The following is a 12,454-nucleotide window of genomic DNA, read 5'->3' on the forward strand; positions in this document are numbered from 1 at the left end:
GTAGCCATACCCAATAAGTCGCACACTATCTAATAACAAGCAAAGGAAATACCATGAACACCGCCAAGACCCTCCTCGCTACCGCCCTGCTCGCCATTAGTGCCACCGCGGCCACCGCAGCCACCGCAGCCGCCCTGCCCGGCGTCGAACGGCAAACCGCCGGCTTCCTGCAGGCGATCGAAGGCGGCAAGCCGATCGAGCAGATGACGCCGCAGGAAGCACGCGCCGTGCTGGTAGGTGCGCAGGCTGGCGCCAACGTCAAGCTGCCGGCGGCCGATGTGAGCGAAAAGACCGTGACGCTCGATGGCAAGCCCGTCAAGCTGACGATCGTGCGCCCGGCCGGCGTGAAGGGGACCGTTCCGGCGTTCATGTTCTTCCACGGCGGCGGCTGGGTGCTGGGCGACTTCCCGACCCATGAGCGGCTGGTGCGCGACCTGGTCAGCGGTTCCGGTGCGGCGGCGGTATTCGTCAACTACACGCCGTCGCCGGAAGCGGGCTACGGCGTGGCGATCAACGAAGCCTATGCCGCGACCCGCTGGGTGGCTGAACATGGCCGCGAGATCGGCGTGGACGGCAAGCGCCTGGCGGTGGCCGGCAACAGCGTGGGCGGCAACATGGCGGCTGTGGTCAGCCTGATGGCCAAGGACAAGGGCGGCCCGGCGCTGCGTGCCCAGGTACTGCTGTGGCCCGTGACGGATGCGAACTTCGACACGCCGTCCTACCGGCAGTATGCGAACGGCCACTTCCTGACGAAGAACATGATGACCTGGTTCTGGGACAATTACACCCGCGACGCGGCGGCCCGCCAGGAGATCTACGCATCGCCGCTGCAGGCCGGCACCGAACAGCTGAAAGGCTTGCCGCCCACGCTGATCCAGACCGCCGAGTTCGACGTGCTGCGCGACGAGGGCGAGGCCTACGGCCGCAAGCTCGATGCCGCTGGCGTGGTGGTGAAATCGGTGCGCTACAACGGCATGATCCACGACTTCGGTCTGCTCAACGCTCTGTCCGACGTGCCGGCCGTGCGTGGGGCGATGGAGCAGGCGGCGGGTGAGCTGAAGCTGCGGTTGAAGTAAGCAGTAGCAGTAAGCAGGTGCAGGAAATGTTGCCGGAAAATGGGGACGTACCGCATCGGCGGACCGCCCATTTTCCAGGCAACTTTGCTGCACTGCCGGTGGCAGGCATGCAGGGCACCCTTGATGGGTGCCCTTCTTGCATCGACTAGAGGAAACGCTCCTTGCCAAAGCCATCGGCATGCTCCAGCATGCCGATTTTTCAACAGGAATTCCGATGAACCTGTGGTTCCGCCTGCTGTACCTGCTGATCAGCACCCCGTTCCGCCCCAAGCTGGCCGCGCCGCACGGCGTGTCGCGCCTGAACTTCCGCGTCTGGTTCAATGACCTCGACACCAACGGCCACGTCAACAACGGCCGCTACTGGACGCTGTTCGACCTGGGCCGCACCGACATCATGCTGCGCATGGGGCTCCTGGGCGCCGTACTGAAGAACAAGTGGACGCCAATCGTCGGCGGCGGCGCGATCCGCTTCCGCCGCGAGCTGCGCCTGTTCCAGTCGTTCGTGCTCGAGACGCGGATCGTGGCGTGGACCGAAAACCGTGTCGTGTTCGAACAGCGCATCCTGGCCGACGGCGACGTGGTGGCGACGCGGGCGCTGGTGCTGGCCGGGCTGTACTCCCGCAAGGCGCGCGGCTTCGTGCCGATCGAAACCATCTTCCAGAGCGTGGGCGTGACCGGCGTGCAGTCGCCGCCGCTCGATGCCGCGGTGCAGGCGATGCTGGACCTGGATGCGGCGATGAAGCTGAACGCCGACTAGGACTGCCGGCTATGCGCGCGGCGCCGGGCGCAGTCCGATGCGCAGCATATCGTTGCCATCCTCGCGGTACCCGAGCCGTCTGAACATGCGGCGAGCCCGTGTATTCTGCGGCGCGACGTCGGCCATTAAACCATGCAGCCGCAATACCTCGGCGGCATACGCCGCCAGGACGGCAAGCGCCTCCGGCATGATGCCCCGACCCCAGGCCGAGCGCCTGAGCAGGCAGCCCACCTGCGCGGCGCGGGCCGCCGCGTCGAAGCTGTGCAGCCCGCATGTGCCCACCAGTTCGCCGCTGCCGGCCAGCACGATCGCCCACTCCAGCGACTGGCCACTGGCCAGTAAGCGGCGCACGCTGGCCAGCATCTGCCCGACCGTGGCCAGCTCGGGAAACGGGTCTTCGCCGGTGTGGCGCATGACCAGCGGATCGCCATAGATGGCGAAAAGGGCCGCGGCATCGTGTTCATCCATCGGCCTCAGCGTTACACGCTCGCCGCACAGGACGGGCAGCGCGGCGGGAGGGAGCAATGCGTTCATCTCAGGACAGTGCCGCCCGCGCCGCCTGCCATCCCCACCACGACGCTTCCTCGAACACTGAAAAGCCCGACAGGTCGGCATGCGCGAACAGCACCGGCCCGCTGGCATCGCGCAGCGCCTGCACGCCGGGATTGGAGAGAAAGCCCGGCAGCGGCGCCGCCATGGCGTGGGCGCGCAACGTGATGTCGGCGCGCAGCACGCAGCCGTCGAAAGCACTGCCGTAGGCCGCGCGCAGGTCGACGGTGGCCAGCGCCAGCAATTCCTCGGGCGCTGCGGTCTCCATCCATTTGCGTGCTTCGCGCGGATCGCGATCGGCCAGCGCGACGTAGCTGGTGAACACCGTCTGCGCCGGCGGCGCCTGCCGGATGTCCTGGTGCGTGGAAACCACGTAGCCGAGGCCCTGCGTGCCGTGCACCACGTTGTCCCACGACAGCGGCGCGTCGGGCAGCTCTTCCGGGAAGCGGTCCAGCAGGAAGTTCGTTACCAGCCAGGGCGCGTAGGCCGGCATGTGCCGTGCGGGGTCGAAGCCATACTGCGCGATGTCCTCGACCACGCGGCTGGCCACGAACAGCGGCATTGCGCAGATGGCCTTGCGGGCCCGCACCAGGTACGTGCGCGGCTTGCCGTTCTCCAGCACGAAGCACAGCGCCTCGGCGCGCCCGTCCACCTGTTTGACGGAGGCCACCGTGCCGGCCATGCGCCGCGCCCCCGTGCGCTCGGCCAGCTTCTGCGCCAGCGGTTGCAGCCCGCCGGGCCACGTCAGCCATGCACCGCCTTCCGCATTGGACGCTTCGCCGCCGCGCGCGCAAAAGTAATGCAGGCCGGCCCAGGCGGAAACCTTGTCGATGCCGATACCGTAATCGTCGCGGCAGCAGTAGTCGAGGTACCACAGCAAGGTGGGCGCCCGGTAATTGTTCTGTTCCAGCCAGGTCTTGAACGTGATCGTGTCGAGCCGGCGCCAGGCCGGATCGGCCGAGGCATGCGCGGCCGGCAGCGTGAACACCTTGCGGCGGTCGGCCCCGCGCGTGGCATGCAGCTTTTCCATCTCGGCGTTGAAGCGCGCGTGCTCGGCCAGCTCGGCCTGTGGCACGCCGGCACGCGGCACGATGCCTTCCTGCCATTTGCCCTGGTACAGCAGCCGTTCATGGGGCGCGTGCAGGATCAGCTTTTCATCGTAGTACGGCTTCGGGCCGTAGGGATCGCGCGTGATGATGCCCAGGTCGTACAGCAGGTGCCGCATGTGCAGGCATTCCTGCGGCGGGATCGGCAGATAGTGCGCGCCGGTCGGATAGGCCAGCGCGCCATGGGCGCCGCCGGCCGCGTTGCCGAACGGTTCCGGGCCGTCGACCATCACCACGTTGCCCACGCCTTCGCGGTGCAGCTTCCACGCCGCCGTCAGGCCGGCGATGCCGGAGCCCAGCACCGCGACGTCCGCCTCGATCGTCTCCGACGGTGCAGGCAGCGCCTGGCGGTCACGCAAATAATGGCCCTCGGCGCGGCCGGGGAAATGCAGTGCGGGCTTGATTTCGCGCCAGCGCCCATAGGCGACGATGCCGGCGGCGGCGGCGGCACCGCCGGCTCCGAGAGCGGCGGTCCAGCGCAGGAAGGAACGGCGTTGCATTGTTACCTCAGCGGATCGTGCGGTGCCAGTCCTGCTCGAACTCGTGCACCAGCGATTGGGTATTCAGGCGGTTCGGCGCCATCTTCAACGGCTGCATGTCCGGCGGGAAGGTGAACATCGCCGCCGTGGTGGCGCCGTTCAGGAAGCGCATCGGCAGCCGGTACGTGACCGGCGGCGTGAAGCTGCCCTGCGGCGACGCGAGGATGAAACCCCACTCGCCGAACGACGGCACGTACAGGTGGTACGGGTAAGTGCGCAGGCCCACTTCGCGCAGCGTGGCATCGATGGTCCAGAACGCGTGCGGCGCGAAGTACGGCGACGTCGACTGCACCACCACCAGGCCGTTGGCCGCCAGGTGGTGCCGCAGCATGCTGTAGAACGGCACCGAGTACAGCTTGCCGAGCGCGAAACTGGACGGGTCGGGGAAATCGACGATGACGGCGTCGAACATCTCGTCGGTGCCGCGCAGCCACACGGCCGCATCGGCGTTGACGATCCTGACACGGGGGTCCGACAGCGCGCCGCGGTTCAGCGCGGCCAGTTCGGCGCGGGTCCGGAACGCGGCGGTCATCGCCGGATCGAGATCGACCAGCGTGACCTGCTCGATGTTCTTGTAGCGCAGCACTTCGCGCGCGGCCAGGCCGTCGCCGCCGCCCAGCACCAGCACCCGCTTCGCCCATGGCAGCCGTTCCAGCGCGGGGTGGACCAGCGCCTCGTGGTACCGGTATTCGTCGCGCGACGAGAATTGCAGGTTGCCGTTGATGTAGAGCCGTGTGTCGTCCTTCCAGCGCGTGATCACGAGGCGCTGGTAGGGCGTGCTGGTGGCGTACACGATCTCGTCGCCGAACAGCGAATGTTCGCCGAAATGCGTCAGCCGGTCGGCGCTGGCAAAGCCGAACGCCAAGGCCACCAGCACGCCGCAGGCGCGCAGGGTACGGCCGGCGAGGTTATCCAGCTCGGCGCGGAACACGCGGATCGTCCACAGCGCCACACCGATGTTGAGCATGCCGAACAGGTAGCCGGTGCGCACCAGGCCCAGCTGCGGTGCCAGCACCAGCGGAAACAGCAGCGACACGGCCAGCGCGCCCAGGTAATCGAACGTGAGAACGCGGCTGACGATATCGGCGAACGCGGTCTGGCGCGCGTTCAGTGCCCGCATCACCAGCGGCACTTCCATGCCGACCATCGCACCGATCATGAACACCATCACGTACAACAGCAGCCGGAACGGCGCGGCGGCCCAGGAAAACGTGAGAAACAGCAGGGCCGCGGACACGCCGCCGATCAGGCCGATGGCCAGTTCGATGTCGACGAAGCGCGCCAGCACGTGCTCGTCCTTCACGTATTTCGACAGGTGGGCGCCGACACCCATCGCGAACAGGTAGCAGCCGATGATGGTGGAGAACTGCAGCACCGAATCGCCCAGCAGGTAGCTGGCGAGTGCGCCGGCGATCAGTTCATAGGCCAGGCCGCATGAGGCGACGACGAACACGGACAGGATCAGAATTTTTTTGTTCATCGACCTACTGCTGGATTATCATGTTTCTCTGTCTACACAGCTTGTCATCATAAGCCATGTTCGCCGTTGCCAACTACCTGATCCACCTGTGCATTGCCGCCGCGTTGCTGGCGGTGTTCTTCAAGGCCTATACGTGGATGACGCCGTACGACGAGGTGCACCTGATCCGTCAAGGCAACCACGCGGCGGCACTGTCGCTGGGCGGCGCCCTGCTGGGCTTTTCGCTGACGATCGCCTCCGGCCTGCTGCACACGCGCAATTACCAGGAATTCTTTGCCTGGGCCTTCGGCGCGATGGTCGTGCAGGCGCTGGCCTACGCGGTCACCACGCGCGCGCTGAAAATGGCCAAGGACCAGATCGAAGCGGGCAACAGCGCGTTCGGCGCGCTGCTCGGTACCATTTCCCTTTCCATCGGCGGCATCAACGCCGCCTGCATTTCCTGAAGGAGCCCACCATGGGTATCGGCAGCTTTATCAAGAAGCAGTTCATCGACGTCCTGCAGTGGAACGAGGACCAGGAAGGCGTGCTGGCCTGGCGCTACCCGATGCAGGATTTCGAGATCCAGAACGGCGGCGTGCTGGTGGTGCGCGAGTCGCAGGTGGCCGTGTTCGTCAACGAGGGCCAGATCGCCGACGTGTTCGGCCCCGGCACCCACAAGCTGACGACGCAGACGCTGCCCGTGCTGACCAACCTGCGAAACTGGGACAAGCTGTTCGACGCGCCGTTCAAGTCGGACGTGTACTTCTTCAGCACGCGCGTGCAGACGGGCCGCAAGTGGGGCACGCCGCAGCCGGTGACCATCCGCGACAAGGATTTCGACATGATCCGCGTGCGCGCCTTCGGCATGTATTCGTATCGCGTGACGGATGCCCGCAAGTTCTTCACCGAAATCAGCGGTACCCGCGAGGCGTACACGCGCGACGAAGTGGAAGAGCAGCTGCGCGGCATCCTGCTGTCCACGATGGCCAGCTCGATCGGCGGCTCGAACGTGGCGTTCCTCGACATGGCAGCCAACCAGGCGCTGATGGCGCAGGAAATCAAGGGCGACCTGGCCGACGCGTTCGCCCGCTACGGCATCGGGCTCGATGAATTCAACGTGGCTTCCGTCAGCCTGCCCGAGGAATTGCAGAAGGCGCTGGACGACCGCATTTCGGCCGGCATGAAGGGTGGCCTGTCGGCCGACAAGATGGCCGGCTTTACCCGCTACCAGACCGCCACCGCGATCCCGCTGGCGGCACAGAACGAAGGCGGCATCGCCGGCATCGGCGCCGGGCTGGGTGCTGGCGTGACGATCGGCCAGGCGATGGGCCAGGCGGTCGGCGCTTCGCTGGCGCCGGTGGCGCCACAGGCGGCTCCGTCGGCTGCTCCTTCGGCTTCGCCGGCACCGGCCGACGATTCGATCGAAGCCCGGCTGCAAAAGCTGAAAGGTCTGTTGGACAAGGGCCTGATTTCCGCCGCCGACTACGACAGCACGAAAGCCGAGCTGCTGAAGAAACTGATCGGCTGACGCGCAGGTGCAAGTCGTCTCTTGCCCGAACTGCGGCGCCGAGGTGCGCTTCCGCTCGCACGCGGCCGTGATGGCCGTCTGCGAATACTGCCGCACCGGCGTGCTGAAGGAGGCCGGCAGCGTGCGCGATCTCGGCAAGATCGCGGACGTGCTGGAAGATTATTCGCCGATCCAGCTCGGCACCTCCGGCACCTGGGCGAATCGCCCGTTCACCGTGATCGGGCGCCTGCAGCTGCGCTACGACGCCGGCTTCTGGAACGAGTGGTATCTGCTGTTCGACGATGGCCAGGCGGGCTGGCTGGGCGACGCGTCGGGCCAGTTCACGATCACGCTCGAACGCCGGCTGGAAGGCGCGCTGCCAGCCTTCGGCGAACTGCGGGCTGGCCAGTACGTGACGGTGGCCGGCGAACGCTGGATGGCGGCCGACGTGCGCACGGCGCGCTGCACCGGCGGCCAGGGCGAACTGCCGTTCCGCGTGGCCGAAGGCTGGGAAGCCAAGGTGGCCGACCTGCGCGGCGGAGGCGCCTTCCTCACGCTGGATTATTCCGATGGCGAGCCGCTGGCCTATGGCGGCGTGCCGGTGGCGCTGGACAGCCTGCGCCCGCAACTGCTGCGTGACGACCTGGAAATCCGGCGCACGGCCGGCCGCTTCCGCGGCAAGGTCGAAGCGCTCGACTGCCCGTCGTGCGGCAACGGCATCCGCTATTTGCCGGGCATGACGGCGAACCTGGTATGCCCGGCCTGCCGCGCCCAGCTCGACGCGGCCAGCCCGAAGATCGAAGTGCTGCGCGCCGGCGAGCGGGTCGACGCCACGCTGGCCGCCAGCGCCACGCTGCCGCTGGGCGCCGAGGGCAGGCTGGGCAGCCAGACACTTACCGTGATCGGCGTGATGCGCCGTGCGGACGACGAAGGCACCGAGTGGACCGAGTACCTGCTGTACGGAAGCCGTACCGGCTTCACGTGGCTGGTGGAGACCGGCGATGGCTGGCAGCGGTCGGACGCGATGGACGTCTGGCCCGACTGGCGCGGCGACTCGGTGCTGCTCGACAACGTGTCGTATCGGCGGCTGTACGGCTACCCGGCCCGCGTGACGTTCGCCGCCGGCGCGTTCAACTGGCGTGTCGAAGTGGGCGACGTGGCGCAGGTGGAGGAATTCCAGAAAGGCCAGGTTACGCTGGCGGCGGAGCGCAGCGCCAGCGAGATCACCTGGTCGCGCTCGGCACCCGTGGCGTTCGACCAGGTGAAGGCATGGTTCCCCGATGTGCTGAAAGGTACGGCGCCGCCATTGCGCGCGCCGGGCACGCTGAGCAGTGGAACCCGCTATCGCAGCGCGGCCAAGTTGCTGGTCATCGCGGCCGGCGTATTCAACGCGATCCCGCTGATCGCCAACTTCGGCAGCACGATCGCCTATACGGTGCTGGCCGGGCTGGCGCTGTACCTGCCGGCGATCTTCCTGGATAACAACGACAAGCCATGAAGAAGTTCTGGATCTACGGCATTGCCGTTGTCTTCGTTTCGACCGTGCTCAGCTGGAGCAGCATGGGTTCCGGCAGCTCCGGCGGCAGCAGCTACCGTAGCGGCGGCTCGACATGGTCGTCCAACACGGGCGGCGGCAGCTGGGGCGGTGGCGGCGGAGGCCATAAGTGAGCACTTACAAGGCCGAGGGAACCCATCTGCTGGCGGACCTGTCCGGCGTCGCGGCCGACCGGTTGACGAGCTGCGCGCGGATCGAGGCACTGCTGCGCGCAGCGGCAGACGCCGCCGGCGCGCATATCCTGCACAGCCACTTCCATGCGTTCGGACCAGGGCTCGGCGTGACTGGCGTGGTACTGCTGGCCGAGTCGCATATCTCGATCCACACGTGGCCCGAGCAGGCGTTTGCCGCCGTCGACATCTTCATGTGCGGCGCTGCGGCGCCGCAGCGGGCGCTGGATATGGTGCGTCAGGCGTTGGCACCCACTCACTGTCGCGTCCGCTCCGTGCAGCGCTGCGCGGTTGACGAAGCCGTGATGGAATGAGAGGTATCGCCGGGAGATAACTGCGCGAGATGACTGCGGGCGCTTATTTTTCGCGCAGCGTGGCCTCGATGTTGTTGCCGTCGAAATCGAGGATGTAGGCGCTGTAATAGTGGCCCGAGCCGACCCGCAGACCGGGCGGCCCGTGGTCTTCGGCGCCGTGTTCCATCGCTGCGGCATAGAACCTGTCCACGGCTTCGCGATCGGGTGCCGCGAAGGCGATGTGGATCGGCGCATTGCCGGCCTGGTGGCCGGCGGCCCAGTATGTGGGAATTTCGGACCCCAGCCAGATGAACGGCTGGCCGCCCTCGGCGGCGTAGATGGCCCAGTCCATGTCGGTTTCGGTGCGACGGATACCCAGCGGCGCAAGGCAGGCGTCATACAACGCCGCGCTGCGCGTGAAATCCGTCACGACAATTCCGAGATGATGAAACATGCGCTGCTCCTGAAGTCAGAGCAACCAGCCTATCACCGATGAACGGCCCCCGGCGCGCACGATTGACTATTGGTAGCTGGCGTTGCCGTTCGGTTCAGAAGCGGCGCGAATACGCCAGTGACAATGCCCCGAAACGGCGGCGCTCGTAATCGACGGCCACACCGGCATCGCGCCTCGGTGCCGGCAGCGCCAGCCAGGTATATTGCACCGACACGGCCTGTACCGGCGTGAGCCGGTATTCGAGGCCGGCGCGTAATTGCCATGCAAAACCGCTTTTCGACGCGGGGCCGAAGCAGCGGCAATCGAAACTGCCCAGCATCAGTTCCGGCAGCTCCACCCGCCCCCAGCCGATACCGCCGCCGAAAAACGTGCCCAGCGTTTCGGACAGCCGGTCCGTGCGGTAGGCATTGGCGAATACGGCATCGTAATGGCCGCGGCCATCGGCCGCCTCGGTCACCGGCCCGAGGGCCAGCTTCTCGACGCGCAGCGCGCCCCGTTCGTATTCGATTTCATAGCGGGCATGCTCGGTGGCATGTCCCACCTGCAGGCCGCCATGCAGGCCGCGCTTCATGTCGGCCCGGCCATCGAATGCGACACCGGCACCGAAATCGACGCGGGCTTGCCAATCGTCCAGCGTGTTGGCACCGAGGTGCGCGCCCCAATAGCGGTAAGACTCGGCACTGGCAGCGGCCGCTCCCAGCGCCCCGGTTGCCAGCACTGCTGCGGTCAGCGCCGCGTGCACAATTGCTCCATTGCTGCGTTTCATAAAGCTCCCGATGTTTGACTCGACTCAATTCGCGAACGCGGTACCGAACGCGGCGTTCAGCTCGGCTGCCGTGGCGGCCGTGCCGTGCGCAACACCGACGATCGTGACCTGCGCAAAATAGTTCTGCTCGACGGCATCGACAAAGCCCGCCGCACTGCTCGACTGGTAGGTCGCCGCCAACTGCTGTATCAAGGCCTGTACCGACGCATTGTCCTGGTTCGCCACCAGGTACCCTTCCGCGTCGAAATCAAAGGCGTTGATGGTCGTTGCCGCGAACTTCGCGCCACGGTCGGTGTAACCCTGGGCCGCCAGGCCGAGGGATGCCGCGTCGGCCGCCGATACCAGCTGGGTTTCTCCCCGCGTATTCTGGTACAGGTGAAAATCCGTTCCGATGCCGCTGCCGGCCGCCAGGGCGGTGAAGCCACCGGCGCCGGCCACCGCGCCATAGCAGGCGTAAGGCAGGGCCTGGCCAGCGGCCGCGAAGGTCCAGTCTTGCGTGAACGGCTGGTAATACGCCGTCATCTGCTGCCCGCCCGGCGCAGCGTCGAAAGCCACGCCTTCGAACGTGTTGCCCGCAATAGCCGCCTTCTGCGCCGCCTCGGTGGCATTGGCCGTGTAGTAACGGTCGCCGTCGGCAAGCAGGATACTGTAGACCTGGTGATCCGGCGTATCGAACGCCAGCATGCCCGGGTCGACGATCGTGCCGTTGACGAGCCCATCTTCGTCGCCCCACCCGCCATCCGTCAAGGTGAGCACGATACGATCGATGCGGCCATCGGCATTCAGGTCGACGAGCGTGGCGCCGTTGTCCATCGTGTCCAGCCGCTGGTCGTCCAGGAAGCTGTAGTAGGTCTGCGTGGCGCTGTCGAACTTCAGGAAATCGTTCGCCAGCGAACCGCCGGCCGCCAGGTCGATCACGACGCGGGTTTGCAGGCCCTCGCGGGTCGCATCCAGGTCAGGCAGGCTGGCCACGCCCTCTTCCGCCGTGACCGTGAAGTTGAACACCGGCGACGTGGCGCGGAATTCCTGCGGCAGCGCCGCCGGCAGGTCGGTCAGGCTCAGGTCCTTCAGCTGGGCACCGTTGGTCAGTTGCACGGCCTCGCCAACGGTCGTCACCGAACCGGCGAGCACCGCGCCGAACGACGCGGCCGATGCGTTCTTGCCCAGTGCAAAGTCGGCCAGCGAACGCATCGGCATTTGCGCCACCGCGTGCTGTTGCCAGTCCAGCACGCCGTCGTGGTTGAAGTCGCCGCCATTGGCCGCCAGTTCGATCGACGGCGCCACGCCGTCCACGTCGGTGACGATCGTCACCGATACCGGAGCCTGGGCCACCAGGTTGCCGCCGGCATCGAGGATCTGGGCGTTGAACGTGTAGACACCATCGTCCAGCAAGCCGGCCCCCACGTTGACCTTGCCCGCGGCGATATCCTCCGCCGTGATCGCGTTGCTGGCCACCACCTCGCCGGCGGCACCCAGCAGGCGGACCGTACCGCCGGCCGCCAGCAGCGTGCCGCCGCTGATCGTGAATTCAGGAGTGACGACGCTGGTCACGGTATCGGTCGAACTGTTGCCGTCGTCCGATGCCGGGTCGAGGCCCGTTTGCAGTCCTGGCGTCGTGGGGGGCGTCGGGGGTGTGGGCGTCGTGGGCGTCGTGGGCGTCGTGGGCGTTGTGGGTACCGGGGGTACCGGGGGCACCGGGGGCGTCGTCGGGGTCTCGGGCGTCGTCGGCACCGTCGGCACCGTCGGCACCGTCGGGGTCTCGGGTGTCGTCGGCACCGTCGGCACCGTCGGGGTCTCGGGTGTCGTCGGCGTCTCCGGCGCAGGCGGCGTCACTACCACGTCGTTATCGACGATCGTGCCGCTGGCCGATATGCCGCCCATCGTGATCACCACCGTTTCCGCCGTTTCGACCACCGTATCGTCCACGGTGGCGACATCGACCGTGAAGCTCGTCACCGCTGCCGGCACGATCACGATGCCCGTGGCGGGATCGCCGTTCTTCCACGTCACGCCATTTGAAAACGCGATCGCGCCCAGGTCCGCCGTGGCGGCGCTGCCGGACAGCGTGAGTGCATACTCTCCGTCCGTTACGCCGGCGGCGTTCATGCTGACCGTGTAGCGCAGCGTGTGGCCTTCGACCACCGCGCTATCGACCGGATTGGCGCCGATGTTCGCGGCATCCTCGGCCACGATGGCCGTGATGCTGCGGCTGTCGTTGTCCGT

The 12,454-nt window shown here is 66.9% G+C and carries 13 protein-coding genes; 7 read left to right on the forward strand and 6 right to left on the reverse strand.

Translation table 11 applies throughout. The features are described from left to right. Positions 1-53: 53 nt before the first annotated feature. Together FHS02_RS23715 and FHS02_RS23720 are read left to right on the forward strand one after the other, a co-directional pair. A complete protein-coding gene (locus tag FHS02_RS23715; protein WP_137315486.1) occupies positions 54-1,076 on the forward strand; it encodes an alpha/beta hydrolase in 1,023 nt (340 codons plus the stop codon). Positions 1,077-1,290: 214 nt separating this feature from the next. After that, positions 1,291-1,833 carry an acyl-CoA thioesterase gene (locus FHS02_RS23720; RefSeq protein WP_137315485.1) on the forward strand — a complete coding sequence of 181 codons (543 nt, stop codon included), beginning with the start codon at positions 1,291-1,293 and terminating at the stop codon, positions 1,831-1,833. A gap of 9 nt (positions 1,834-1,842) precedes the next feature. Here the strand turns inward: FHS02_RS23720 and FHS02_RS23725 are convergent, their stop codons facing one another. The 3 genes from FHS02_RS23725 to FHS02_RS23735 are packed head-to-tail and all read right to left on the reverse strand — an operon-like array spanning position 1,843 to position 5,507. Then, the gene (locus FHS02_RS23725; RefSeq protein ID WP_137315484.1) at positions 1,843-2,367 is read right to left on the reverse strand and encodes a GNAT family N-acetyltransferase; all 525 of its coding nucleotides are present in this window, start codon (positions 2,365-2,367) and stop codon (positions 1,843-1,845) included. 1 nt (position 2,368) lies between these two features. Next, the gene (locus FHS02_RS23730) at positions 2,369-3,988 is read right to left on the reverse strand and encodes an FAD-dependent oxidoreductase (protein ID WP_137315483.1); all 1,620 of its coding nucleotides are present in this window, start codon (positions 3,986-3,988) and stop codon (positions 2,369-2,371) included. A 7-nt stretch (positions 3,989-3,995) separates the two neighbouring features. Continuing rightward, on the reverse strand, positions 3,996-5,507 hold the full coding sequence (locus FHS02_RS23735) for a polyamine aminopropyltransferase (protein ID WP_137315482.1): 1,512 nt from the start codon (positions 5,505-5,507) through the stop codon (positions 3,996-3,998). A 56-nt stretch (positions 5,508-5,563) separates the two neighbouring features. On the opposite strand from FHS02_RS23735, the gene FHS02_RS23740 reads away from it, so the two are divergent. The 5 genes from FHS02_RS23740 to speD are packed head-to-tail and all read left to right on the forward strand — an operon-like array spanning position 5,564 to position 9,032. Next, a complete protein-coding gene (locus FHS02_RS23740) occupies positions 5,564-5,950 on the forward strand; it encodes a DUF350 domain-containing protein (protein WP_137315481.1) in 387 nt (128 codons plus the stop codon). Positions 5,951-5,961: 11 nt separating this feature from the next. Next, the gene (locus FHS02_RS23745) at positions 5,962-7,014 is read left to right on the forward strand and encodes an SPFH domain-containing protein (RefSeq protein ID WP_137315480.1); all 1,053 of its coding nucleotides are present in this window, start codon (positions 5,962-5,964) and stop codon (positions 7,012-7,014) included. A 7-nt stretch (positions 7,015-7,021) separates the two neighbouring features. Then, complete coding sequence (locus tag FHS02_RS23750) at positions 7,022-8,491, forward strand: DUF4178 domain-containing protein (RefSeq protein ID WP_137315479.1); 1,470 nt, start codon at positions 7,022-7,024, stop codon at positions 8,489-8,491. Then, a complete protein-coding gene (locus tag FHS02_RS23755) occupies positions 8,488-8,661 on the forward strand; it encodes a hypothetical protein (RefSeq protein ID WP_175424880.1) in 174 nt (57 codons plus the stop codon). The genes FHS02_RS23750 and FHS02_RS23755 overlap by 4 nt, the downstream gene beginning before the upstream one ends. Beyond that, the gene (gene speD / locus FHS02_RS23760) at positions 8,658-9,032 is read left to right on the forward strand and encodes an adenosylmethionine decarboxylase (RefSeq protein WP_137315478.1); all 375 of its coding nucleotides are present in this window, start codon (positions 8,658-8,660) and stop codon (positions 9,030-9,032) included. Before FHS02_RS23755 ends, speD begins: the two co-directional genes overlap by 4 nt. A 43-nt stretch (positions 9,033-9,075) precedes the next feature. Here the strand turns inward: speD and FHS02_RS23765 are convergent, their stop codons facing one another. From FHS02_RS23765 to FHS02_RS23775, 3 genes are all read right to left on the reverse strand, one after another. Then, positions 9,076-9,465: a VOC family protein gene (locus FHS02_RS23765; RefSeq protein WP_137315477.1), complete on the reverse strand. Its 390-nt coding sequence runs from the start codon at positions 9,463-9,465 to the stop codon at positions 9,076-9,078. A gap of 94 nt (positions 9,466-9,559) precedes the next feature. Beyond that, on the reverse strand, positions 9,560-10,231 hold the full coding sequence (locus FHS02_RS23770; protein ID WP_137315476.1) for an outer membrane protein: 672 nt from the start codon (positions 10,229-10,231) through the stop codon (positions 9,560-9,562). Between the two features lie 24 nt (positions 10,232-10,255). Next, a partial coding sequence (locus FHS02_RS23775) for a choice-of-anchor U domain-containing protein (protein WP_183444267.1) occupies positions 10,256-12,454 on the reverse strand: 2,199 nt, incomplete at its 5' end.

Source organism: Pseudoduganella umbonata, assembly GCF_014192225.1.
GTDB lineage: Bacteria > Pseudomonadota > Gammaproteobacteria > Burkholderiales > Burkholderiaceae_D > Rugamonas > Rugamonas umbonata.